Raw genomic sequence first — 20,771 nt, forward strand, 5'->3', positions numbered from 1 at the left:
CCCGGCGTGGCTCTCCGCCTTTCGGTGCCCCCCGCGCCCGCGTGGGCGCGCGGCTCACAACATCTGCCTCATGTCGTGGGCGCCGGGCATCATGTTGGCGTTGAGGTGGTACATGACCCATAGCGAGCCGGCCAGCGTGATCACCACCAGGATCAGCGTGAACACCATGGCCATCATGTTCCATCCGCCTTCCGAGCGGAAGTTCATGTGCAGGAAGTAGATCATGTGCACGACGATCTGCACCGCCGCGAGGGCCATGATGGCGATCGCGGTGAGGGTGGCGTCGCCGAGCGTGTCCGTCATCACCAGCCAGAAGGGAATGGCGGTGAGCACGACCGACAGGCCGAAGCCGATGAGATAACCGCCCAGCGAGCCGTGCGCGGCGCCGTGATCGTCGTGATGCCCGTGAGCGGTGGTGTCGTGTGAGCTCATCGCAGCATTCCCATGAGATAGACGAAGGTGAAGACGCCGATCCACACCACGTCGAGGAAGTGCCAGAACATGGAAAGGCACATCAGCCGGCGCTTGTTGGCGGCAATCAGCCCGCGCCGCTGCACCTGCACCATCAGGGTGACGAGCCAGATGATGCCGAAGGTGACGTGGAGTCCGTGGGTGCCGACCAGGGTGAAGAAGGCCGACAGGAAGGCGCTGCGCTGGGGTGTGGCGCCGATCTCGATCATGTGGTGGAACTCGTAGAGTTCGATCGAGAGGAAGGCGAGGCCGAACAGGCCGGTGATGATCAGCCATAGCTGCGTCTGCGCCTTGCGGTCCCTGTCCATCGCCAGCATGGCGAAGCCGTAGGTGATGGACGAGAACAGCAGCATGGAGGTGTTCAGCGCCACCAGCGGCAGGTCAAACAGGTCGCGCGGCCCCGGTCCGGCGGCGTAGTTGCCGCCGAGCACGCCGAAGGTGGCGAACAGCACCGCGAAGATGAGGCAGTCGCTCATCAGATAGACCCAGAAGCCCAGCGCGGTGCTGTGGCCTTCCGGATGCGGGTGCTCGTCGACCTCGTAGAAGACCGGGGTCTCGCTCGCGTTCGTCACCGAGGCGCTCATGCGTTCACCCCTGCGGCGAGCAGCTTCGTGCGCGCCTCCTCGGTGCGGGCGACTTCATCGGCGGGGATGTCGAAGTCGCGGTTGTAATTGAAGCTGTGGCCGATGGCGGTACCGACGAGCGCGACGAAGGACAGCGCCGCCAGCCACCAGATGTACCAGATCAGCGCGAAGCCGAGCACGAAGCTGAGGCCGGCGAGGATCACGCCGGCGCCGGTGTTGCGCGGCATGTGGATCGCCTTGAAGCCGGCGAGCGGCCGGGTGTAGCCGCGCTGCTTCATGTCCCACCAGGCGTCGAGATCATGCACGACCGGCGTGAAGGCGAAGTTGTAGGCCGGCGGCGGCGAGGAGGTCGCCCATTCCAGCGTGCGCGCATCCCACGGATCGCCCGTGGTGTCGCGCAGCTGCTCGCGCCGCAGGATGCTGACGCCGATCTGGATCAGGAAGCAGGCGATGCCGAGCGCGATAAGAAAGGCGCCGAAGGCCGCGATCAGGAACCAGATGTGCAGCGAGGGATCGTCGAAGACGCGCAGGCGCCGCGTCACGCCCATCAGCCCGAGCACGTAGAGCGGCATGAAGGCGAAGTAGAAGCCGACGACCCAGAACCAGAAGGAGCACTTGCCCCAGAACGGGTCGAGCTTGAAGCCGAACGCCTTCGGCCACCAGAAGGCGATGCCGGCGAACAGGCCGAACAGCACGCCGCCGATGATCACGTTGTGGAAGTGCGCGACGAGGAACAGTGAGTTGTGCAGCACGAAGTCGGCCGGGGGAACGGCCAGCAGCACGCCTGTCATGCCGCCGATGACGAAGGTCAGCATGAAGGCGACCGTGTACATCATCGGCAGTTCGAAGCGGATGCGCCCGCGATACATCGTGAACAGCCAGTTGAACATCTTCGCGCCCGTGGGGATCGAGATGATCATCGTGGTGATGCCGAAAAAGGAGTTCACGCTGGCGCCGGAGCCCATCGTGAAGAAGTGGTGCAGCCAGACCAGATACGACAGGATGGTGATGACCACCGTGGCGTAGACCATCGAGGTGTAGCCGAACAGCCGCTTGCCGGCGAAGGTCGAGGTCACCTCGGAGAAGATGCCGAAGGCCGGCAGGATCAGGATGTAGACCTCCGGATGGCCCCAGATCCAGATCAGGTTCACGTACATCATCGGGTTGCCGCCGAAGTCGTTCGTGAAGAAGTTGGTCCCGAGGTAGCGGTCGGCGGCGAGCAGGGCCAGCACGGCGGTGAGCACCGGGAAGGCGGCGACGATCAGCACGTTGGTGCACAGCGCCGTCCAGGTGAAGACCGGCATCCTCATCATGGTCATGCCGGGGGCGCGCATCTTCACGATGGTGCAGATGAGGTTCACGCCCGACAGCAATGTGCCGACGCCGGCTATCTGCAGGGCCCATATGTAGTAATCGACGCCGACATAGGGGCTGTAGCCGATGCCCGAGAGCGGGGGATAGGCGAGCCAGCCGGTCTGCGCGAACTCGCCGACGAACAGCGAGGTCATGACCAGCACCGCGCCGCTCACCGTCATCCAGAAGCTGAAATTGTTCAGGAACGGGAAGGAGACGTCGCGGGCGCCGATCTGCAGCGGCACCACGTAGTTCATCAGGCCCGTGACCATCGGCATGGCCACGAAGAAGATCATGATCACGCCGTGCGCGGAGAACACCTGGTCGTAGTGGTGGGCGGGCAGGTAGCCCTCGCTGCCGCCGAAGGCCCAGGCCTGCTGCAGGCGCATCATGATGGCGTCGGCGAAACCGCGCAGCAGCATGATGATGCCCAGCACCATGTACATGATGCCGATCTTCTTGTGGTCCACGCTGGTGAACCACTCGCGCCAGAGATAACCCCACAGCCGGAAATAGGTGATCGCGCCCAGCACCGCGAGGCCGCCGATGGCGACCATGAGGAAGGTCACGACCAGGATCGGCTCGTGATAGGGGATCGCCTGAAGGTTGAACCGGCCGAACAGGAAGCTCGGCTCGATGAAGGGCGTTTCGGTCATGGGGGCCGTCAGGAGTTGGAGGGCCGACGCGGGCCGAGAAGGGATTCCCTCGGCTCTCTCGACGGCAGGCTGATCGGGGTGAAGGCCGGCAGGGAGCCGGAAAGCGCCGGGAGCGGCAGGCCCGCGCCGCGCACCAGCGCGGTGTCGCGGGAGGCCGGGCGGGCCGCGGAGAGCGTCAGCGCGGTGGCCAGTTCCTCGGGCGTGCAGATGCCGACCACATAGCTGGGCGCGCCGCCGAACACCGTGCCGCGCCGCGCATGTTTGTCATAGGTCAGCGGCAGCACGTTGGCGACGCCCTCCAGGCCGAGGCCGCCCCTGGCGTCGATCGCCATCATCTCCTTCATGCACATCTTGCCGGGTTCGACGCACATGTTGAGGATGGCGTCGAACAGGGTCGGGTCGATGTCGGCGAAACGGCGCGCCGGCACGTTCTCGCTCGGGCGTTCGAGCTCGAGATAGGCGGCGCGGGTCAGCCGCTCCTCGCTCGCCTTCGCCTCCGAGGTCCACGCGTTGAAATCGGCGTCGGAAAGGGCCTGGAAGCGGAAGAACATGCCGGAGAAGCCGGCGCCGCTGTAGTTCGAGGAGAAGCCGCGCGACTCGCCCGGCGCGTTGGCGACGGCGTTGAGTTCCGTGCGCATGCCCGGCATGGCGTAGATCATTCCGGCGAGCGTCGGCACGTAGAAGGCGTTCATCACCGAGGAGGCGGTGATGCGGAAGCGGATCGGCCGGCCCACCGGCGCGGCGAGGTCGTTGACCGTGGCGATGCCCTGCTCGGGGTAGATGAACAGCCATTTCCAGTCGAGCGCCACGACTTCGACGTCGAGCGGCTTCGTGTCGGCCGGCACGGGTTCGCCGGCGGCGATGCGGTCGAGGGGGCGGTAGGGATCGAGCAGATGGGTGCCCATCCAGGTCAGCGCGCCCAGGCAGATGATGATCAGCAGCGGGGCCGACCAGATCACCAGCTCCATCTGCGTGGAGTGGCTCCATTCGGGCTCGTAGCGGGCTTTTGTATTGGAAGCGCGGTACTTCCAGGCGAAAAAGACGGTGAGCGCCATCACCGGGACGATGATGAGCAGCATCAGCAGCGTGGAGATGACCAGAAGATCGCGTTGCTGCGCCGCGATATCGCCGCTCGGGTCGAGCACGACGAAGTTGCACCCGCCGAGGGCGGCGGCCAACGGAAGCAGTGCTATGAGATGAAGCCGACGCAACGTAAGATGTATCCCTGAATCTCGCCCATGAAAGCTAATAGCTGCATCGCAGCAACGGAAACATCGGACAATTTGTCCAATGCCGAATTGTCGCATCGAAACCAGTTTAGCCCGGGGGTAGACTGAAGCGTGCGAATATGAAAGACGCGATCAGCGCAAATCGCAGATTTTAATTTATTCTAGTTTGGGTAAGAACTATGACCACTCCCGCATCGACATTCGAGCGCGATGCCGCACAGCTCCATGCCCGTGAGGAGCATGTGCAGCCGGGCGAGATCGCCGTCGGCGTGGTGATCGGCCGTGCATCCGAGTTCTTCGACTTTTTCGTCTATGCCATTGCCTCGGTGGTGGTGTTCCCGAAACTGGTCTTCCCCTTCACCGACGCCCTGACGGGCACGCTTTATTCCTTCGCGATCTTTGCCTTTGCCTTCATCGCGCGCCCCTTCGGAACGGCGCTGTTCATGACGGTCGAGCGCCATTACGGGCGAGGGGCCAAGCTGACGTCGGCGCTGTTCCTGCTCGGCACCTCCACCGTCGCGATCGCCTTCCTACCCTCCTATGAGGACATCGGTGCGACGGTGATCTGGCTGCTCGCGGCCTTCCGCATCGGCCAGGGGCTCGCCTGGGGCGGCACCTGGGATGGTCTCGCCCCGCTGCTGGCGATCATCGCGCCGGAAGCGCGGCGTGGCTGGTACGCCATGCTGCCACAACTCGGCGCGCTGATCGGCCTGATCGTGGCGAGCGCGCTGTTCGCCTTCTTCCTTGGCAATCTCTCGGCGGAGGATTTCTTCAGCTGGGGCTGGCGCTATCCCTTCTTCGTCGCCTTCGCCATCAACGTCGTGGCGCTGTTCGCGCGGCTGCGCATGGCGGTGACGCCGGAATATGTCGAGCTGTTCGAAAGCGGCGATCTCGAGCCGCAGCGCATCAGCGACACCGTGAAGTCCGAAGGCCGGGGCGTCCTGATCGGCGCCTTCGCGCCGCTCGCCACCTTCGCGCTGTTCCACATGGTGACGGTGTTCCCGCTTTCCTGGGTGTTCCTCTTCACCGAGGAGCGGCCGACGCGATTCCTGCTGATCGAGGCGACGGCCGCCTTCTGCGGCCTTCTGGCCGTGTTCGCTTCCGGCATGGTCGCCGACCGGATCGGGCGCCGGCGCCTGCTGGGCGTCTCGGCGGTGGCGATCGCGGTGTTCAGCGGCTTCGCTCCGCAACTGCTCGCCGGCGGCGTGGTCGGCGAGACGGTGTTCATGGTTCTCGCCTTCGCCCTGCTGGGCGTGTCCTTCGGCCAGTCCTCGGGCGTGGTCGCCTCGAACTTCTCGCCGAAGTTCCGCTACACCGCGTCGGCCCTGACCAACGATCTCGCCTGGCTGTTCGGCGCGGGCTTCGCGCCGCTGGCGGCGCTGCTGCTTTCAAGCCATTTCGGCCTGCTCGCTTCGGGCGCCTATCTCCTGTCGGGAGCCGTGTGCACCCTGCTGGCGCTGCGTTTCAACAACCGGCTGGAACTTGCCGCCAGCAGCTGACGCGGGCTGCAACGAAGAGGGCCGGCGGGCGCGCGGGTGACGCCGAGCCGATACGAATGGAGCAACCGGCGGTCTGGACGGCCGCCGGTCGCTTTTCATTTCAGGCTGTACTCTCAGGCGACGAGGAAGCCGGCGCCGACCGGGTCCTTGCGGTCGATGATCCAGCGGGCGGTGCCGAGCAGGCCGGCGGTGCCCTTCACCGTGGGGCGCACCGCGCGCACATTGTCGAGCGTGGTCTCGCCGACGAGGCAGCCCTCGAAGGTGCCGGTGCCGAGCAGGCCCTCGGAACGGATCGGCTGGTTGAGGCCGATCACGCCGCGCGCCTCGAACATCGCCATCATCGCGCTGGTGCCGGTGCCGCCCGGCGAGCGGTCGAGCTGGCCGGCGCTGAAGACGTGCACGTTCTTGTAGAGCGCGCCCTCGATGGTCGGCTCGTGCCAGAAGGTGATGAAGTTGAAGTTGTTGATGTGGCCGGCGGTCGGGTGCTGGATCTTCACCTTCTCGCGGATCGCCTCGCGGGCGAGGATGCCGAGGCGCGACAGCTCGGAGCCGTTCTCCGGGCCGATCTTCAGCGAGGTGCCGCGCAGGTCGATGATGCCGAAATAGTTGCCGCCCCACACGATGTCGGCCTTCAGCGCGCCGACGCCCGGCAGGTCGAAGGCGACGTCCTGCGCCGCCACATAGGCGGGCACGTTCTCGAAGCGGGTCCACAGCACCTCTTCGCCGTCGGTCGCCACCTCGGCCTGCACGAGGCCGGCGGTGGTCTCGAAGCGGATGCGGGTGATGCCGTCATCGGCGCGGCGCACGAAGCCGTGCGCGACCATCGCCATGGCGACGGCGATCGTGCCGTGGCCGCACATGTGCGAGTACTGCGTGCCGTCGATGTAGATCAGGCCGGCATCGTATTCCGGCGAGGACGGCGGGGTGAGGAACACGCCGAACATGTCGCGGTGCCCGCGCGGCTCGCGCATCAGCGCCTCGCGCACCCAGTCGTAGTTCGCTTCCAGGAAGGCGCGCTTCTCAAGGATGGAGGAGCCGGCCGGGTAGGGGATGCCGCTGTGGATGATGCACAGCGGCTCGCCCTCGGTGTGCGTGTAAATGACGTCGAAACTATCCTGCTTGCGCATCGCGAAGGCTCCGTTGGAATTAGGACCGATGCGGCTCGGACAGCATGTCCAGGCCCATCAGCAGATCGAGGAGGATGATGACGAGCGCAGCGACGACGATCGTGATCGCGGACACGGCCGCGATGGTCGGATCGATCGTGTACTGCACGTAGTTGAACATCTTCACCGGGATGGTGTTGAGCGCGGCGGTCGTGTTGAAGATCGACAGCTCGACGTTGATCCAGGAGGAGATGAAGGCGAGGAGGCCGCCCGAGACGATGCCGCCGCGGATCTGCGGCAGCACGACCAGGAAGAAGGTGGCGAGGGGCCCGGCGCCGAGGTCCATCGAGGCCTCTTCCAGCGCCCGCTGCTCGGGGGTGAGGAGCGGCAGCACCGAGCGCAGCACGAAGGGCATGACGATGATCACATGGCCGACCAGCAGCGCCTCGAAGGAGCGCGCCATGCCGATGGCCGAGCCGTATTGCAGCAGCGCGGCGCCGAGCACGACATAGGGCAGCACCAGCGGCGAGAGCAGCAGCGCCGACACGCCTTCCCGCCCGGCGAAGACGTAGCGCGCCAGCGCCAGGCTGGCCGGCACGGCGAGCACGATGGCGACGGCGGTCGCCGCCAGCGCCAGCAAGGTCGAGGTGACGAAGGCCGACACGTAGGACGGGTCCTCGAACAGCACGCCGAACCATTTCAGCGTCAGGCCCTCCGGCGGGAAGGCGAGGTAGCTGGTCTCGGTGAGCGACGCGCCGATGATGACGACGAGCGGCAGTACCAGATAGGCCATCGCCGCGAGCGCCACGATGCGGATGAGGAGCCGCGCGATCATGCCGTCCTCCGTCCGCCATCGCCGATGCGCCCGGCGATGCTCACCAGCACGAGGGTGAGCATCAGCAGGGTGACGCTCAGCGCCGCGCCGTAATGGAAGTCGAACACCGTCGAGTACTGCTGGAAGATCAGCATGGAGAAGACGGTGATCTGCCCGCCCGAGAGCAGCGCCGGCGTCACATAGGCGCTCACCGCCAGCGCGAACACCATGATGGCGCCGGAGATCGCGCCGGGCAGGCAGAGAGGCAGGGTGACGAACCAGAAGGTACGCGCCGGCCCGACGCCGAGATCGGCCGAGGCGTCCTCGTAGACCGTGTCGATCTTGGCGAGCGCGTTGCCCACCGACAGTACGACGAACGGCACGAGGATATAGACGAGGCCGATGAGGATGCCGGTTTCGGTGCCGAGGAAGCGGATCGGCCGTTCCGTGAGCCCGAGGCCCATCAGCCCCTGATTGACGAGGCCGGTGCGCCCGAGCAGCACCATCCAGCCGAAGGAGCGCACGATGTTCGAGGTGAACAGCGGCACGATGATGAGGATGACGCAGGCTCGCCGCCACGCCCGCCAGCGCACGATGCGCACGAGGTACCAGGCGAGCGGGAAGCCGACCAGCACGCAGATCGCCGTGGTGGCGAGCGCGATGCGGAAGGTCACCCACAGCACGTCCCAATGGTACTGGTCGAGCAGCACGCGGGCGTAATGGGCGGCGGTGAGAGCGCCGTCACTGGTGGTGACGCTGGAGATCGCCACCACCGCCATCGGCGCCAGGAAGAAGGCGGCGAAGAAGGCGAGCGGCGCGAAGAGCAGGAGCGCCAGCGTGGTGCGGGAGGCGGTCACCGGCCTCACTCCGCGATGAGGTGCAGCGCCGCCGGGCGCAGCCCGACGGTCACGCCGGCGCCGGGCTGCAGCTCCGCGCCCGACATGCCGAGCCGCGCGACCTTCAGCAGAACATCGCCGCAACGCACGAAGAGGGTCGTCATCGGGCCGATGGCGACCACTTCCTCCACCGTCCCGCCGGCGGTGGCGAGATCGGCCGGTGCCGCGCCCTCCACAAGCACGACGTCCTCGGGCCGGATCATCGCGCAGCGCGTGCCGTCAGGCGCGGCCAGCTCCAGCCCGGCGAAGGCGAGGCGTATCCGCCCCGGCCCGGCGGGCTCGGCCGGAATGAGGTTGGGCTCGCCGACGAATTCGGCGACGAAGCGGGAGGCGGGGGCCCGGTAGATCTCGGCCGGCGTGCCGACCTGCTCGACGCGCCCGCCATGCATCACCACGATGCGATCGGCCATCGCCATGGCCTCTTCCTGATCGTGGGTGACGAAGATGAAGGCGATGCCGAGCTTTTCCTGAATGTGCTTGAGCTCGATCTGCATGCGCCGGCGCAGCTTCAGGTCGAGCGCGCTCAGCGGCTCGTCGAGCAGCAGCAGCTTGGGCCGGTTGACGATGGCGCGGGCCAGCGCCACGCGCTGCTGCTGGCCGCCGGAAAGCGCGCGCGGCAGGCGGGCGCCCATTTCCTCGAGGCCGACCAGCGCCAGCGCCTCGCGGGCCCGGCCTTGCGCTTCCGCCCTGGCGACCCCGGCGCGGCGCGGGCCATAGGCCACGTTGTCGAGCACGCTCATATGCGGGAAGAGCGCGTAGCTCTGGAAGACGGTGTTCAGCGGCCGGCGGTAGGGCGGCGCCTTGGTGATGTCCTCGCCGTCGATGCGGATGCGTCCGGCGTCCGGCGTCAGGAAGCCGGCGATGCAGCGCAGCAGCGTGGTCTTGCCGCAACCGCTGGGGCCGAGCAGGGCGATGAACTCGCCGGCGCCGACCGTCAGCTCGACATCGCGCAACGCCTGATGCGCCGCGAAATGCTTGGAGACCGTTTCGATGGAGAGGAGTGGCTGCACGTGGTCGTTCCTGGCTGGGAAGGGGGACGACCGCATCCGGCGGCCGTCCCGTGTCGGATACGCCAGACTATTTGCGGGCGATCTCGCGGTTCCAGGTGTCGACGAGCTCGGCGCGCTTGGCGTTCACCTCGTTCCAGTCCAGCAGGAAGAGGTTCTCGACCGTGCCGTCCACGCCCCAGGGCAGCCGGTACGCCGTTTCCTGGGAGACGGTGACGCCCTTCACGGACGGGCCGAGATAGAGCTTCTCGGCGAGGCAGCGCGAGGCGTCCGTGGTGAGCGCGGTGTCGATGAACTTCTGCGCGAGTTCCTTGCGCGGCGCGTTCTTCACGAGATGGAGGCGCGCATCCGTTGCCCACACGCCTTCCTTCGGCACGGTGAAGCCGATCGGCAGGCCCTTGGCGGTGAGGTCGAAGGCGCCGACGTTGAAGTGCGCGCCGATGATCGCCTCGCCGCTCTGGTAGGCATTGGAGGCCGCGCCCGACGAGTCGAAGAACAGCGCCGGCTTCAGTTCCTTGATCCTGGCGAAGACCGGGGTGAAGTCGCCGGCCGGCGCGTTCCAGATCTTGTGGAGGAAGAACAGGAACGGCACGCCGGAGGAATTGGCCGGGGAGGGGATCGTCACCGCGTCGGCATATTCCGGCTTCCACAGATCGTTCCAGGAGGTCGGCGGCGCCTTGATTTCCTTGGTGTTGTAGGTGAGGCCGAGCGAGTAGTAGCCGGTGCCGACCGCGTAGATGCCGTTGGCGTTCTTGTAGACCGCCTGCGGCAGCGCGGCGGAGAGGTTCGGCACGCCGCCTTGCGTGATCGGCTCGAGCACGCCGGCGGCTTCCGCCAGCTCGCTCACGCCGCCATCCATCCAGGCGACGTCGATGGTGGGGGCATCCTTCTGCTGCTGCAGCTTGGAAAGGGTGACGGTGGAGGTGCCGACCTCCGGCACGACCGGGACGCCGGTCGCCTTGGTGAAGGGATCGGCGACGCAGGTTTTGAAGGCGTCGCCCCAGTTGCCGCCGTACCAGGCGACGTGCAGGGCGCCCTTGCCCGCGTCCTGCGCCGATGCCGGCGCGAGCGTGACGGCCAGCGCGAGCGCCGACGCCGTAGCAAGGCCATGGATGCGTGCCATGTTGTTTTCTCCCCTCATGTGCAGCGGCGGGATCATGACGGCCTGACGCAGCGGCCGCTTGCAGTATCGGGCCAGAAACTTTGATATGGGCGACATGTTGCATGAGCCACCCCCGACGCCCGATGCCGCGGAGATCCCGACCTCGGTGCTGCAGGCCGCCCGTACCTCGCCGTTGCGCCTCGGCTTCGTCCTGCTGGACCAGTTCACCCTCGCGGCCTTCGGCGGGCTGATCGACGCGCTGCGCCTCGCGGCGGACCATGGCGGGCGCAGCCGGCAGATCCATGCCTCCTGGAAGGTGATGAGCCTGGAGGCGGCGCCGCGCCGGGCAAGCTGTGGCGTGGTCATCTCCGACAGCACGCGGCTCCTCGACCCCACCCAGTTCGACTACATCGCCGTCTGCGGCGGCAATGACTACCTCAACGAGCACCAGCCGCCGGCACTGCTCGACTATATCCAGCAGGCCGCCGCCCGGCGCGTCCGGCTCATCGGCGTGTGCACCGGCACCTTCGCGATCGCGCAGGCCGGCGTCGCCGAGGGGCGGACGCTGTGCATACACTGGAACGTGCTGGAAGCCTTCCGCGCGCAGTTCCCGACGCTGAACGCCGTCACCGACAAGCTGTTCGTCGACGAGGGCGACCTGCTCTCCTGCGCCGGCTCCACCGCTGCCATCGATCTCGGCCTCTATCTCGTCACCCGCCATTGCGGGAGCGGCAAGGCCAACCAGGCGGTGCGCCACATGATGTTGCAGGGCATGCGCCCGCCGACGCTGCCGCAGCCGCATTTCTTCGCCGATCTCGCGAAGGTGGCGGATGCGCGCGTGCATCAGGCGGTGCATTTCATGGAGCAGCGGCTCGACGACCCGCCCTCCATGGACGCCATCGCCCGCTATGTCGGCTGTTCGAGCCGCCAGCTGGAGCGCGCCTTCAGCGCCGCGCTCGGCGCCTCGCCGGCGGCCTATCAGCGCCAGCTGCGCAAGGACTACGCCTGCTGGATGCTGGAGAACAGCCCGCGCAGCATCACCGAGATTGCCTTCGACTGCGGCTTTTCCGATGCCGCGCATTTCTCGCGCGAGTTCCGCAACGCCTTCGGCGTCTCACCCCGCCAGTACCGCGCCGCCTGCGTGGGTTCCCGCTAGGCTGGCCGCCGCCCGGCTCGCGCATCTCTCCGCCGCCGCGCGGTTCCGAGAGGGTCGGCCCGTCTACCGGGTGCTGCTCCGGTAGACGGTGTCGGAAAGTTGCGGCCACGCCGCGTTTACGGCCACGAACCAGTCACCGGCCGAGATACTCTGCGTCGCTGACCTTCTCCAGCCAGTCGACGGCCTTGCCGTCCTTCAACTCGGCGACGGCGAGATGCGTCATCGCGCTGTCGGGTGCGGCCCCGTGCCAGTGCCGTTCTCCCGGCTCGAACCAGACGATGTCGCCGGTCCGGATCTCTTCCACCGGCCCGCCCTCGCGCTGCGCCCTCCCGGTGCCGGACAGGACCAGCAGGGTCTGGCCGAGCGGATGGGTGTGCCAGGCGGTACGCGCGCCCGGCTGGAAGGTGACGGTCGCCGCGCTCAGTCCGCCGGCACCGGCGAAGGGGGCGGCGATGCTGACCTGACCGGTGAAATACTCGTCCGGCCCCTGCCGGGGAGGGGGCGAGCCGGCGCGCGTGATGTCCATGGCGGTTCTCCTGGTTCGGGCCGACGTCTCGCCCTGCTTATCAGAGCGGTTCTGGTGAATTAGTCGGCGTAAACGGCATGACGTTATGTCGGGGCTTCATGAATGCCGCGCAACCGCCAGTCCTCGGCCGCGGCTAGGCGGTGACGGTGAGCTGGCGCAGGGTGTGGCGCAGCGTGTCGATGGCGGGGTTGGCGCTGGTCGGCCGCCATATGGCGTGAAGCTCGACGATGGACGGCGCGCCGAGGGCGAGCGGGCGCAGGATGACGCCCTCGAAGCCCAGATTGCGGGCCGCGCGCGGCACCAGCGCCAGCCCGATGCCGGCCTTGACCAGCCCGAGGATGGAATGCACCTGGCTGATGTGCTGGACGTAGCGCGGGGTGATCGCCGCCGAGGCGAACAGCGTCGCCAGCAGGTCGTAGAAATAGCGCGCCTCATAGGGCGAGTAGGCGACCATGGGCTGGCGGTCGAGGTCCGACAGCCTCACCTCCCGCGCGGCGGCGAGGGGATGATCGTCGGGCGCGGCGAGCAGCAGCGGCTCGCGCACCACGCAGAGCGACTGGAACTCGCGCCGGTTGAAGGTGGGGCGCACGAGGCCGACGTCGATCCGTCCCGCGGTCAGCGACTCGAACTGGTCGGTGGAGACCATCTCCTTGAGGACGAGATCGATGCCCGGCGCCTCGGCGCGGAAGCGCTTGATGAGGCGCGGCAGGAAGTCGTAGCCGGACGCGGCGGTGAAGCCGAGGGCGATCGATCCTTCCTCGCCGCTGGCGGTGCGCCGTGCCGCCAGCGCCGCGCCCTCCGCCAGCCGCAGCAGGCGGCGGGCCTCGGGCAGGAAGTTCTCGCCGGCGCGGGTGAGGCGCACCGAGCGGCTCGTGCGGTCGAGCAGGCGGACGTCGAGCGTGTGCTCCAGCAGCTGGATCTGCCGGCTGAGCGGCGGCTGGGTGAGGTTGAGGCGCGCGGCGGCGCGGCCGAAATGCAGTTCCTCGGCGACGGCGACGAAGCAGCGGAGATGGCTGAGCTCGAACATCGATCCAAAATTGGCATCGATTAATGCTCAGAACAACTCATTCGTGCATCGTCTCTCCCCTAGCATGATCATCGGACCGCTGCGCCGGCGGACCCAAAAGCGGGCCGGAAGGTCCGCCAGAAAACGCGTTGCCACGCTTCCCGTCGTTTCTGGAGGAAACGCTCATGACCCTTCGCCTGCTCAAGGCGGCCGCCGCCGCGCTCACGCTGTGCGGCGCCCTCGCGCCGTCCTTCGCCCATGCCCAGAATTTCGAACGGCCGGTGCGCATCGTCGTGCCCTTCGCGCCGGGCGGCACGTCCGACATTCTCGCGCGCCTGATCGCGCCGAAGCTCTCCGAGGCCGTCGGCCAGCCGGTGGTGGTGGAGAACAAGCCCGGCGCCGCCGGGAACATCGGCGCCGACGCGGTGGCCAAGGCTCGCCCGGACGGCCATACGCTGCTGCTGATGGACATCGGCTCGCTCGCCGTCGCCCCCAGCCTGTTCCCCGACCTTTCCTACAATGTCGAGAACGACCTCGCTCCGGTCGGCATGGTGATGTTCGGCCCCTATGTGCTGGCGGTGAACCCGTCCGTGCCGGCCAAGAACGTCTCCGAACTGGTCGCCTATGCCAAGGCGAACCCCGGCAAGCTGGCGGTGGCGAATTCCGGCGTCGGTGCGCTCAACCACATCACCGCCGTCGCGCTCGCCCGCGATCTCGGCATCGGCTGGAAGAACGTACCCTACAAGGGCGGTGCCGCCGCCTCGCGCGCCGTCGTTTCCGGCGAGAGCAACGTCATCATCAACGGCGCCACCGCGACGCTGCCCTTCGTCACCAACAAGCAGCTCGTCGGCATCGCCGTGACCGGCGAGGAGCGGCTCGCCGCGCTGCCGGATGTCGAGACCTTCAAGGAGGCGAAGCTGCCTCTGAACGACGCCGGCACCTGGCAGGGCCTGCTCACCACCGGCAAGACCCCGCCGGAAGTGGTCGCGCGGCTGAACGGGGAGCTCAACAAGATCCTCGCCCTGCCGGAGATCCAGGCGAAGATCGCCGAGCAGGGCGGCTCGCCGCGTCCCGGCACGCCGGAGGCGGTCAAGAGCTGGCTCGTCACCAACATCAAGAGCTGGGGCGACATCGTTCGCGCCGCCGACATCAAGACCAACTGAACCGGCGGCGGTGCGCGTCGTGACCACACGCAGGTTCGACTGGCCGGACCTTCTGTTCGGCCTCTTCCTCATCGCGGTGGCGGCGGGCACCTTCGCCGCCACCTGGAGGCTCGCCGGCGGTTCGGCGGCCGATATGGGGCCGGGCTACATGCCGCGGGCCATCGCGCTGGCGCTGCTGGCCTTCGGCCTGTTCTTCGCCGGGCGCGGGCTGCTGCGTGGCCATGCCGGCATCCCGCGGGTGCAGCTACGCCCCATCCTCGGCGTCGGCGCCTCGGTGGGGGCCTTCGCGCTGCTGATCGAGGGCGCGGGCCTCGCCGCCGCCTCGCTGGCGGCCATCCTCATCGCGGCCTGTGCCAGCCGCGAGAGCCGCTTCCTCGAAGTCATCCTGTTCGGTCTCGTCATCACCGCCGGCGCGGTCCTTCTCTTCGTGAAGGCGCTCGCCCTGCCGGTGGCGATCTGGCCGTGGTGAGCGGAGCAGGCGCGCGATGGAACTGTTCGACAACCTGTTTCTCGGCCTCTCCACGGCCCTGCAGTTCAACAACCTGATCTACTGCCTGATCGGCGTGGTCATCGGCACCGCCATCGGCGTGCTGCCGGGCATCGGGCCGATCCCGACGGTGGCGCTGCTGCTGCCCTTCACCTTCGGGCTGGCACCGGCCTCGTCCCTCATCATGCTCGCCGGCATCTTCTACGGCGCGCAGTATGGCGGCTCGACCACGGCGATCCTGGTGAACGTGCCGGGCGAAACCTCGTCGGTCGTCACCTGCCTCGACGGCCACGAGATGGCGAAGCGCGGCCGCGCCGGCCCGGCGCTCGCCATCGCCGCCATCTCGTCCTTCTTCGCCGGCACGGTGGCGACGGTGGTCATCGCGGTGCTCAGCCTGCCGCTGGCGGCGCTGGCGCTGAAGTTCACCGCCGTCGAGTATTTCAGCCTGCTGGTGCTCGGCCTGTTCGCGGCCGTCATCCTCGCCCATGGCTCGGTGGCGAAGTCGCTCGCCATGGTCTTCCTCGGGCTGCTGATCGGGACCGTCGGCATCGACGTCAATTCTGGCGTCGCGCGCATGACCTTCGGCATTCCCGCCCTGTCGGACGGGCTGGATTTCGTGCCCGTCGCCATGGGCATGTTCGGCCTCGCCGAGATCATCGCCAATCTGGAGCGCCCCGAGGTGCGGCAGGTGGTGAGCCAGAAGCTGCGCGACCTCGTTCCCTCGCGCGCCGACCTGAAGGCGGCGTTCCCCGCCATGGTGCGCGGTACCTTCATCGGCTCGGCGCTCGGCGTGCTGCCGGGCGGCGGCGCGGCGCTGCCGCCCTTCACCGCCTATGCGCTGGAGAAGAAGGTGGCGAAGGACCCCTCGCGCTTCGGCAAGGGGGCCATCGAGGGCGTCGCCGGGCCGGAGGCGGCCAACAATGCCGGCGCGCAGACCAGCTTCATCCCGCTGCTGACGCTTGGCATTCCCGCCAACGCCCTGATGGCGCTGATGATCGGCGCGCTGATGATGCAGGGCATCCAGCCCGGCCCGCAGGTCATGACCGAGCAGCCCGAACTCGTCTGGGGCGTCATCGCCTCGATGTGGACCGGCAACCTCATGCTGCTGATCATCAACCTGCCGCTGGTCGGGCTGTGGGTCTCGATGCTGAAGATCCCCTACCGGCTGCTCTTCCCCGCCATCGTGCTGTTCTGCTGCATCGGCACCTACGGCATCTCCAACAGCGCCTTCAACGTCTGGCTGATGCTGGGCTGCGCGGTGGTCGGCTACTTCTTCATCAAGGTGGGCGTGGAGCCGGCCCCGCTGCTGCTGGGCCTCGTGCTCGGGCCGCAGCTCGAAGAAAACTTCCGCCGTGCCATGCAGCTCTCCGACGGCGACCCGTCGGTGTTCGTCACCCGGCCGATCAGCGCCGTGCTGCTCGGCATCGTCGCCCTCATGCTCATCGCCATGCTTTCCCCGGCGGTGCTGAAGACCCGCAAGGAAGCGCTCGCCGAATAGTCCGGCGGCTTCCGCCGCCTCGTCCCCGATGTCCGTACCCAGAAGGACCTTTTCCGTGGAACTGCCCGTCAACACGTTCAAGCGCACGCTCATCGCCGGCCAGCAGCAGATCGGCTTCTGGAACTCCATGGCGAGCCCGACCGCCACCGAAATCCTCGCCGGCTCCGGCTTCGACTGGCTGATCATCGACGGCGAGCATGCGCCGAACGACGTTCCCGGCGTTCTCTCCCAGCTTCACGCCACGATGGAGAACGCCACGCACCCGATCGTGCGCATCCCGGTGAACGACCCGATCGTCTTCAAGCGCTTCCTCGACATCGGCACGCAGACCTTCCTCGTGCCCATGGTGGAGACCGCCGAGCAGGCCCGGGCGGCGGCGGCGGCGACGCGCTTCCCGCCGGACGGCATCCGCGGCTTCGCCGGCGCGGCGCGCGCCTCGCGCTATGGGCGCGTGGCGAACTACCACAAGCGCGCCCATGAGGAGCTGTGCATCCTGGTGCAGATCGAGACGCAGCAGGCGCTCGACAACATCGAGGCCATCGCGGCGGTGCCGGGCATCGACGGGCTGTTCGTCGGGCCGGGCGATCTCTCCTCCGATCTGGGCTATCTCGGCGACCAGGGCAATCCCTACATCGTCGAGTTGATCGAGGCCTCCATCCGCCGCATCGTGGCCACCGGCAAACCGGCCGGCATTCTCACGGGCGACGAAGGCCTCGCACGGCGCTACATGGCGGCGGGCTGCACCTTCACGGCGGTGGGCATCGACACCGGCCTGCTCGCCCGCAGCTCCGAGGCGATCGCCCGCAAGTTCAAGGCGTGAGCCACATCCACTTCCCGAAGGATCGACACATGAAACTCGGCTTCGTCGGCCTTGGCATCATGGGAACCCCCATGGCCGGCCACCTCATCGACGCGGGTCACGCGCTGCATGCCCATTCGCGCAGCGGCGTGCCGCAGCTGCTGATCGAGGCCGGCGCCGCCGCCTGCTCCTCCCCGCGGGAGGTGGCGCAGGCGGCGGACGTGATCTTCACCATGCTGCCCGACACCGGCGATGTCGGCCGGGTGCTCTTCGGTGAGAACGGGATCGCGGCGGGTCTTTCGGCGGGGAAGATCGTGGTGGACATGTCGTCGATCGCACCGGTCGAGACGAAGGAGTTCGCCGCGAAGATCAACGCGCTGGGCTGCGATTATCTCGACGCGCCGGTGTCCGGCGGCGAGGTCGGCGCCAAGGCGGCCTCGCTGACCATCATGGTCGGCGGGCCGGAGAAGGCGTTCGCGACGGTGAAGCCGCTGTTCGAGAAGATGGGCAAGAACATCACGCTGGTGGGCGGCAATGGCGACGGGCAGACCACCAAGGTGGCGAACCAGATCATCGTGGCGCTGACCATCCAGGCGGTGGGCGAGGCGCTGTTGTTCGCCTCCAAGGCGGGCGCCGACCCGGCGAAGGTGCGCGAGGCGCTGATGGGCGGCTTCGCCAATTCGCGCATCCTCGAGGTGCATGGGGAGCGGATGGTGAAGCGGACCTTCAACCCGGGCTTCCGGATCGAGCTGCACCAGAAGGACCTGAACCTCGCTCTGACGGGGGCGCGGCAGCTTCAGATGGCGCTTCCGGCGACGGCGCTGGCGCAGCAGCTTTTCAGCGCCTGCGCGGCGAATGGCGGGGCGGCGTGGGACCATTCGGCGCTGGTGAAGGCGCTGGAGATGCTCGCCAACCACACCGTCGCCCCCGATGCCTGACGGGAAGTGAATGCGCCGCCGCCGTGCCAGGCGGCGGTGTCTTTCGGTCCAGCGGTCAGGTGCGAAGGCGGCGCAGCAGGGTCTCCAGGCGCGAGGCTCCGGCATCGGCCGGCGGCGTGCCGTCATCCTCCTGCGGTCCGCTTCCCGTCCAGCCCATCTTGCGGACGGCGCGGGGCGAAACGCCGAATTCGTGCTTGAAGGCGCGACTGAAGGTCGAGGCGTCGGGAAAACCGCACTGTTCCGCGATGCGGACGATGGAGCGCGTGTCGGACGTGTCGAGCAGGGCATCGCGCGTGCGCAGCAGCCGTTGGCGCCGGATATAGGCCGCCACGCCCCCGAGCGGCTCGAAGGAGCGGTAGAGCCGCGAGCGCGACACGAACAGCTCCTCGGCCAGCGAGGCCGGCGAGAGATCGGCGTCGTCGATCTTCTGCTCGATGAGGCGGCGGGCGCGTTCGAGCAGCCGGACATCGGTGGCGCCGCGCTCGGCGGCCGGATCGTTGCGGCAGGAGGCGACGCACGCCTCGACCAGCCCGCGCGTGGCGCCCAGCACGCCCGCCAGATCCGAGGGCCGCAGGCGCGGCAATTGCCGGTCGAGGCCGAGCAGGAAATCCGCCAGCAGCCGGGCCGCCCCGCTTTCCAGCCGGTGGTCGAGCATGCCGCTGATCTCGTGCAGCGAGGGGAACAGGTCACGCGGCATGAACAGCGCCAGCAGCCGGCGCGTCTCCAGCTCGGTCTGGAACGGCTCGGCGAGGCAATGGAAGCTCAGCCGGATCGTGTCCGGCGCAGCGGGGTCGTCCCGTAGCAGCACGTACCAGTGCTCCAGCGTGGATTTGCGCGCATGGCGCCAGCCGAAGGCATAGCCCGGGCCGGGAAGATGCCCGCTGACCAGGGCCAGCCTTCCGAGGTCCCACAGGGTCTGCTGGATCGGGAAGGCGCCGTCGCGCCCGCGCACCAGATGCAGCTCGACAACCCCGCTGAACGCTGCGCGGAACGCGTCGAACGGGACGGCTCCGGGAAGCGCATCGGCTGCCAGCTCGAGCGGTTCCAGGGGCGCGTCGTCTTCCCTCCGGCATGAATCTTCAGGTGGCATTGGGATCATGAGGGAAGCGGATCGGAAATGCGCCGTGCGATTCGGCCGGGAGCGGAGGGGGCGGGAGAAGGGCGTCATGCACCATCAGGTGCTGGTTCCATCTCCGGAGAGGGTTGTGGTCGTGCAGTAAACCTCCTGCGTGATGCCTATTGAATCGTATAATTTTCATAGAGTTCGGCCGATGCGGTCCGGATGTACGTCGAAATACGAGGGTGGTTCTGCTTCTGGACGACCTTGCCAGCGAATAATTATTGCGTAAACGCTGAAGTTATTTCAGTGTGGTCATGAATTTCGTTCACGGGGCGGGGCATGTCCGTACAGAGAGTCGACCTGAATCTGTTCAGGGTGTTCGAGACGGTGCTCCACTGCCGAAGCGTCAGCGGCGCCAGCCGCGAACTGGGCGTGACCGCCTCCGCCGTGAGCCATGCGCTCGCGCGCCTGCGGCAGGCGGTGGGCGACGAGCTGTTCGTGCCGGGCGAGAACGGTATGGAGCCGACGCCGCGCGCCCGCGAAATCGCCCCGGCGATCCTCGACGGGCTGGAGCGGATCGAGGAGGCGATCAAGACCAAGCCCTTCGAGCCCTCCAATTCGGCGCGCACCTTTCGCATCTCGGCCACCGACTACGGCACCACCGTCATCCTGACCCGCCTCATCGAGCGGCTGGCGAAGACGGCGCCGCAGCTGGAGCTGCGCATCTTCCCCTACAACCGGATGGACGTGATCCGGCACCTCGACGAAGGCCGTCTCGATCTCGTCATCGGCTGGTTCGCCGACCTTCCCGAACATCTGCGGCGAACCGAGGTGCTGGTGGACCGCGAGGCCATCGTGGTGCGCCGGGGGCATCCGCTCATCGGCCAGCCGATCGACCGGGACCGGCTGTTCTCCTACCCCTTCGTGGTGGTGGAACTCACCGGCAGCGGTGAGCAGGCGGCCGAAGGCTTCATCGACGAGCGCGGCGTCTGGCGGCGCGTCTGGATCGACCGGCTGCTGATCGAGACCAGCGACGAGGACGCCGTCGCGCATGTGGCGGTCTCGCTGCCGCATTACGCCGCCGTGCCCGGCATTCTGTCGGCGACCGACATGGTGGCGACGCTGCCGGAGCGCATGGCGCGCCGGATCGCCGACGCGGGAACCCATGAGATCCTCGAACTGCCCTATGACCCGCTTGAGGTCGCCGCGGAGGCGATCTGGCACCAGCGCGGGGATCGCGACGGCGGGTTGCAGTGGCTGCTGGGCGAACTGGTCGATGTCATGCGCTCCGCGTGAGCGTTTGTCTGGTCCGGAATATCTCCCACGGGTGACCGATAGAAAATGACGCCGCGTCCCATTTATATGCAGGGCGTCTCCACTTCTTTCTGTCTATAATACAGTAGATAAAGTAATAATTGAGA

The 20,771-nt window shown here is 67.5% G+C and carries 20 protein-coding genes; 8 read left to right on the forward strand and 12 right to left on the reverse strand.

What is annotated here, in order from left to right:
• Positions 1–54: 54 nt before the first annotated feature.
• The 4 genes from cyoD to cyoA are packed head-to-tail and all read right to left on the reverse strand — an operon-like array spanning position 55 to position 4,275.
• On the reverse strand, positions 55–432 hold the full coding sequence (gene cyoD / locus FO470_RS14875) for a cytochrome o ubiquinol oxidase subunit IV (RefSeq protein ID WP_144343773.1): 378 nt from the start codon (positions 430–432) through the stop codon (positions 55–57).
• Complete coding sequence (cyoC, locus tag FO470_RS14880) at positions 429–1,055, reverse strand: cytochrome o ubiquinol oxidase subunit III (RefSeq protein WP_144343774.1); 627 nt, start codon at positions 1,053–1,055, stop codon at positions 429–431. The genes cyoD and cyoC overlap by 4 nt, the downstream gene beginning before the upstream one ends.
• Positions 1,052–3,064 carry a cytochrome o ubiquinol oxidase subunit I gene (cyoB, locus tag FO470_RS14885; RefSeq protein ID WP_144343775.1) on the reverse strand — a complete coding sequence of 671 codons (2,013 nt, stop codon included), beginning with the start codon at positions 3,062–3,064 and terminating at the stop codon, positions 1,052–1,054. Before cyoB ends, cyoC begins: the two co-directional genes overlap by 4 nt.
• An 8-nt stretch (positions 3,065–3,072) precedes the next feature.
• On the reverse strand, positions 3,073–4,275 hold the full coding sequence (gene cyoA / locus FO470_RS14890; protein ID WP_144343776.1) for a ubiquinol oxidase subunit II: 1,203 nt from the start codon (positions 4,273–4,275) through the stop codon (positions 3,073–3,075).
• A 197-nt stretch (positions 4,276–4,472) separates the two neighbouring features.
• Here cyoA and FO470_RS14895 point away from each other — a divergent pair, with 197 nt between their 5' ends.
• Positions 4,473–5,792 (forward strand): MFS transporter, encoded by a 1,320-nt coding sequence (locus tag FO470_RS14895; RefSeq protein ID WP_144343777.1) that lies wholly within the window; start codon positions 4,473–4,475, stop codon positions 5,790–5,792.
• Positions 5,793–5,905: 113 nt separating this feature from the next.
• On the opposite strand, the gene FO470_RS14900 is transcribed toward FO470_RS14895, so the two are convergent.
• The 5 genes from FO470_RS14900 to FO470_RS14920 all read right to left on the reverse strand — a co-directional run bounded on the left by FO470_RS14900 (position 5,906) and on the right by FO470_RS14920 (position 10,738).
• On the reverse strand, positions 5,906–6,919 hold the full coding sequence (locus FO470_RS14900; protein WP_144343778.1) for a proline racemase family protein: 1,014 nt from the start codon (positions 6,917–6,919) through the stop codon (positions 5,906–5,908).
• A 19-nt stretch (positions 6,920–6,938) separates the two neighbouring features.
• The gene (locus FO470_RS14905) at positions 6,939–7,733 is read right to left on the reverse strand and encodes an ABC transporter permease (RefSeq protein WP_144343779.1); all 795 of its coding nucleotides are present in this window, start codon (positions 7,731–7,733) and stop codon (positions 6,939–6,941) included.
• Positions 7,730–8,569, reverse strand: a complete 840-nt coding sequence (locus tag FO470_RS14910; protein ID WP_186291979.1) for an ABC transporter permease — start codon at positions 8,567–8,569, stop codon at positions 7,730–7,732. Before FO470_RS14910 ends, FO470_RS14905 begins: the two co-directional genes overlap by 4 nt.
• A gap of 5 nt (positions 8,570–8,574) precedes the next feature.
• Entirely contained in the window at positions 8,575–9,618 is a 1,044-nt protein-coding gene (locus FO470_RS14915; protein ID WP_186291980.1) for an ABC transporter ATP-binding protein, read from the reverse strand.
• Between the two features lie 67 nt (positions 9,619–9,685).
• Complete coding sequence (locus FO470_RS14920; protein ID WP_144343782.1) at positions 9,686–10,738, reverse strand: ABC transporter substrate-binding protein; 1,053 nt, start codon at positions 10,736–10,738, stop codon at positions 9,686–9,688.
• Positions 10,739–10,832: 94 nt separating this feature from the next.
• Between FO470_RS14920 and FO470_RS14925 the strand changes: the two genes are divergently transcribed.
• Positions 10,833–11,873, forward strand: coding sequence for a GlxA family transcriptional regulator (locus FO470_RS14925; RefSeq protein ID WP_144344060.1), 1,041 nt, complete (start codon positions 10,833–10,835; stop codon positions 11,871–11,873).
• Between the two features lie 133 nt (positions 11,874–12,006).
• Here the strand turns inward: FO470_RS14925 and FO470_RS14930 are convergent, their stop codons facing one another.
• Both FO470_RS14930 and FO470_RS14935 read right to left on the reverse strand, forming a co-directional pair.
• Positions 12,007–12,399 carry a (R)-mandelonitrile lyase gene (locus FO470_RS14930; protein WP_144343783.1) on the reverse strand — a complete coding sequence of 131 codons (393 nt, stop codon included), beginning with the start codon at positions 12,397–12,399 and terminating at the stop codon, positions 12,007–12,009.
• Positions 12,400–12,532: 133 nt separating this feature from the next.
• Positions 12,533–13,426, reverse strand: coding sequence for a LysR family transcriptional regulator (locus FO470_RS14935; protein WP_144343784.1), 894 nt, complete (start codon positions 13,424–13,426; stop codon positions 12,533–12,535).
• A 164-nt stretch (positions 13,427–13,590) separates the two neighbouring features.
• Here FO470_RS14935 and FO470_RS14940 point away from each other — a divergent pair, with 164 nt between their 5' ends.
• From FO470_RS14940 to FO470_RS14960, 5 genes are read left to right on the forward strand one after another with little or no spacing between them, the layout of a single operon-like run.
• Positions 13,591–14,568: a Bug family tripartite tricarboxylate transporter substrate binding protein gene (locus FO470_RS14940; protein WP_144343785.1), complete on the forward strand. Its 978-nt coding sequence runs from the start codon at positions 13,591–13,593 to the stop codon at positions 14,566–14,568.
• Between the two features lie 19 nt (positions 14,569–14,587).
• A complete protein-coding gene (locus FO470_RS14945; RefSeq protein ID WP_246659602.1) occupies positions 14,588–15,037 on the forward strand; it encodes a tripartite tricarboxylate transporter TctB family protein in 450 nt (149 codons plus the stop codon).
• Positions 15,038–15,053: 16 nt separating this feature from the next.
• Entirely contained in the window at positions 15,054–16,553 is a 1,500-nt protein-coding gene (locus FO470_RS14950) for a tripartite tricarboxylate transporter permease (protein WP_144343787.1), read from the forward strand.
• 55 nt (positions 16,554–16,608) lie between these two features.
• Complete coding sequence (locus FO470_RS14955) at positions 16,609–17,373, forward strand: aldolase/citrate lyase family protein (protein WP_144343788.1); 765 nt, start codon at positions 16,609–16,611, stop codon at positions 17,371–17,373.
• 29 nt (positions 17,374–17,402) lie between these two features.
• Positions 17,403–18,290: a 2-hydroxy-3-oxopropionate reductase gene (locus FO470_RS14960; protein WP_144343789.1), complete on the forward strand. Its 888-nt coding sequence runs from the start codon at positions 17,403–17,405 to the stop codon at positions 18,288–18,290.
• 55 nt (positions 18,291–18,345) lie between these two features.
• Here FO470_RS14960 and FO470_RS14965 read toward each other — a convergent pair whose 3' ends face one another.
• Positions 18,346–19,242, reverse strand: a complete 897-nt coding sequence (locus tag FO470_RS14965) for a helix-turn-helix domain-containing protein (RefSeq protein ID WP_186291981.1) — start codon at positions 19,240–19,242, stop codon at positions 18,346–18,348.
• Positions 19,243–19,689: 447 nt separating this feature from the next.
• On the opposite strand from FO470_RS14965, the gene FO470_RS14970 reads away from it, so the two are divergent.
• Positions 19,690–20,646 (forward strand): LysR family transcriptional regulator, encoded by a 957-nt coding sequence (locus FO470_RS14970; RefSeq protein ID WP_144343791.1) that lies wholly within the window; start codon positions 19,690–19,692, stop codon positions 20,644–20,646.
• Positions 20,647–20,771 lie beyond the last annotated feature (125 nt).

This window comes from Ancylobacter moscoviensis (assembly GCF_007559435.1).
Taxonomy (GTDB): Bacteria; Pseudomonadota; Alphaproteobacteria; order Rhizobiales; family Xanthobacteraceae; genus Ancylobacter; species Ancylobacter moscoviensis.

Excerpts from the sequence above, each read along its gene's own strand:
- cyoB (WP_144343775.1), bottom strand. The coding sequence starts at position 3,064 with ATGACCGAAACGCCCTTCATCGAGCCGAGCTTCCTGTTCGGCCGGTTC.
- FO470_RS14940 (WP_144343785.1), top strand. The coding sequence starts at position 13,591 with ATGACCCTTCGCCTGCTCAAGGCGGCCGCCGCCGCGCTCACGCTGTGC.
- FO470_RS14935 (WP_144343784.1), bottom strand. The coding sequence starts at position 13,426 with ATGTTCGAGCTCAGCCATCTCCGCTGCTTCGTCGCCGTCGCCGAGGAA.
- FO470_RS14895 (WP_144343777.1), top strand. The coding sequence starts at position 4,473 with ATGACCACTCCCGCATCGACATTCGAGCGCGATGCCGCACAGCTCCAT.
- FO470_RS14925 (WP_144344060.1), top strand. The coding sequence starts at position 10,833 with ATGTTGCATGAGCCACCCCCGACGCCCGATGCCGCGGAGATCCCGACC.
- FO470_RS14970 (WP_144343791.1), top strand. The coding sequence starts at position 19,690 with ATGTCCGTACAGAGAGTCGACCTGAATCTGTTCAGGGTGTTCGAGACG.
- FO470_RS14900 (WP_144343778.1), bottom strand. The coding sequence starts at position 6,919 with ATGCGCAAGCAGGATAGTTTCGACGTCATTTACACGCACACCGAGGGC.
- FO470_RS14905 (WP_144343779.1), bottom strand. The coding sequence starts at position 7,733 with ATGATCGCGCGGCTCCTCATCCGCATCGTGGCGCTCGCGGCGATGGCC.
- FO470_RS14920 (WP_144343782.1), bottom strand. The coding sequence starts at position 10,738 with ATGGCACGCATCCATGGCCTTGCTACGGCGTCGGCGCTCGCGCTGGCC.
- FO470_RS14950 (WP_144343787.1), top strand. The coding sequence starts at position 15,054 with ATGGAACTGTTCGACAACCTGTTTCTCGGCCTCTCCACGGCCCTGCAG.
- cyoD (WP_144343773.1), bottom strand. The coding sequence starts at position 432 with ATGAGCTCACACGACACCACCGCTCACGGGCATCACGACGATCACGGC.
- FO470_RS14960 (WP_144343789.1), top strand. The coding sequence starts at position 17,403 with ATGAAACTCGGCTTCGTCGGCCTTGGCATCATGGGAACCCCCATGGCC.
- cyoC (WP_144343774.1), bottom strand. The coding sequence starts at position 1,055 with ATGAGCGCCTCGGTGACGAACGCGAGCGAGACCCCGGTCTTCTACGAG.
- FO470_RS14930 (WP_144343783.1), bottom strand. The coding sequence starts at position 12,399 with ATGGACATCACGCGCGCCGGCTCGCCCCCTCCCCGGCAGGGGCCGGAC.